This window comes from Desulfothermus okinawensis JCM 13304 (assembly GCF_054654515.1).
This window is the reverse complement of the sequence record NZ_BAAIEW010000057.1, coordinates 1-1,354: the sequence shown is the minus strand read 5'-3', so window position 1 is coordinate 1,354 and position 1,354 is coordinate 1. Positions and strand designations below refer to the sequence as shown.

The window sequence follows — 1,354 nt, the reverse complement described above, 5'->3', positions numbered from 1 at the left end:
CTATCCTTGACGATCAACGACCCGATTTTCAATGGACAGCCGCCTTTTAAATGTCTTCATCAAACTTTCCGTCTGATCCAACCTGTAAGACCATCCTGAAACTATCGACCTTTTCCCCTATGACCCACGGCTTCTTGAACCATGCATTAGTCCCGAGCTCTCGTTCCTCGACTCGGCACTAATCCTTTATTTGTTAGGCGTTCCTCATTTCTTTCAATATGTTATCATAGTCTGAATGTGATCCTACCCAAAACCAAATTATTTCACCGTCCCGTTGTATACCCAGTGCACGATAATCCCTTGATATGCGAACTGAATAGATTGGTAACTTCGAATGTACCCGTTTGAAACGGAGTCCTGGATGATAAGGATTTTTTTCAAACTGGATGTAAGCTTCTTTCGCTTGTTTTTGAATCTGCTTTGGTAATTGAGCTAGTAGCTTACGGAACCGTTCTGTGGTATGGGATGTCATAGCCGATTAATGTCTAGAGGTTTTGTCTTACCCTTTGCATGTTCCATGAGCGCCTCATTCGCTAGTTTATCTAATACATCTTCTGATTCAGCAAATGCTTTCTCCCATTTTTTTTCTGATATAATTTCATCAATCAACCAGCGTGCGAGAGCATTTTGCTCTAATTCCGATAATTTTGATGCTTCTTCAAAAGCTTTCTCAAGCAATGTCGTCATGATTGGTCTCCTGTATTTTTATTTTTACGCCTAACGTCTAAAGTCAGCGGCGGGCGTATAGCCCGTCCGCTGGACTGGCATGTTATGAAATTTTGTATTTTTCTACCACATTTTCAAATTGTCTTTTGCCATGGATTATTCCAATTATCAATATATGACTCTCTTTAATCTGATATATAACACGATAACTATAAACAAGCAGTTCTCTTATGTCTTTGTCTCCTAATTCTGGAACGACTCTTCCTATCTTGGGAAATCTCTTTAAATTTTCAGTTGTTCTAAAAAGCTTATCAACCACTGATTTCGCATAAAACAATGAATCCCTTTCTATATACTTAGCGATAGACTCTATATCTTCTATTGCCTCAGGAGACCATGCTATTCTATAAGCCATTTATTTAATCTCTTTTTTACATCTTCATGGGAAATGGTTCCTTCCTTTTCTGCTCGGTGAATCCCTTTTTGAATTTTTTCTAACACATAAAGATGATATTGAATATCTTCAATAGTACAGTCCCGTGGAAGTCTTTCTAATAAGCTTTTGACTTCTTCTTTAACAGTGCTCATTTTTTCCTCTTATTTTTATTCTTTTATCATAACGGCCAAGCTCAGTGGCCGACGGTCCGCAAGCGAAGCGCAGCGGGTTGACGGTCCACTGCAGCGCCTT

Annotated in this window: 4 protein-coding genes; all 4 read right to left on the bottom strand. The window is 39.1% G+C overall.

The window, feature by feature from the left end; translation table 11 throughout:
* Window positions 1–193: 193 nt before the first annotated feature.
* Window positions 194–472: a type II toxin-antitoxin system RelE family toxin gene (locus ACYQ0O_RS12960; RefSeq protein WP_459893743.1), complete on the bottom strand. Its 279-nt coding sequence runs from the start codon at window positions 470–472 to the stop codon at window positions 194–196.
* Window positions 469–687, bottom strand: coding sequence for a hypothetical protein (locus ACYQ0O_RS12955; protein ID WP_459893741.1), 219 nt, complete (start codon window positions 685–687; stop codon window positions 469–471). The genes ACYQ0O_RS12960 and ACYQ0O_RS12955 overlap by 4 nt, the downstream gene beginning before the upstream one ends.
* An 82-nt stretch (window positions 688–769) precedes the next feature.
* Window positions 770–1,081 carry a type II toxin-antitoxin system RelE/ParE family toxin gene (locus ACYQ0O_RS12950; RefSeq protein WP_075070274.1) on the bottom strand — a complete coding sequence of 104 codons (312 nt, stop codon included), beginning with the start codon at window positions 1,079–1,081 and terminating at the stop codon, window positions 770–772.
* Window positions 1,066–1,254, bottom strand: a complete 189-nt coding sequence (locus ACYQ0O_RS12945; protein WP_459893738.1) for a hypothetical protein — start codon at window positions 1,252–1,254, stop codon at window positions 1,066–1,068. The genes ACYQ0O_RS12950 and ACYQ0O_RS12945 overlap by 16 nt, the downstream gene beginning before the upstream one ends.
* Between the last annotated feature and the right edge of the window lie 100 nt (window positions 1,255–1,354).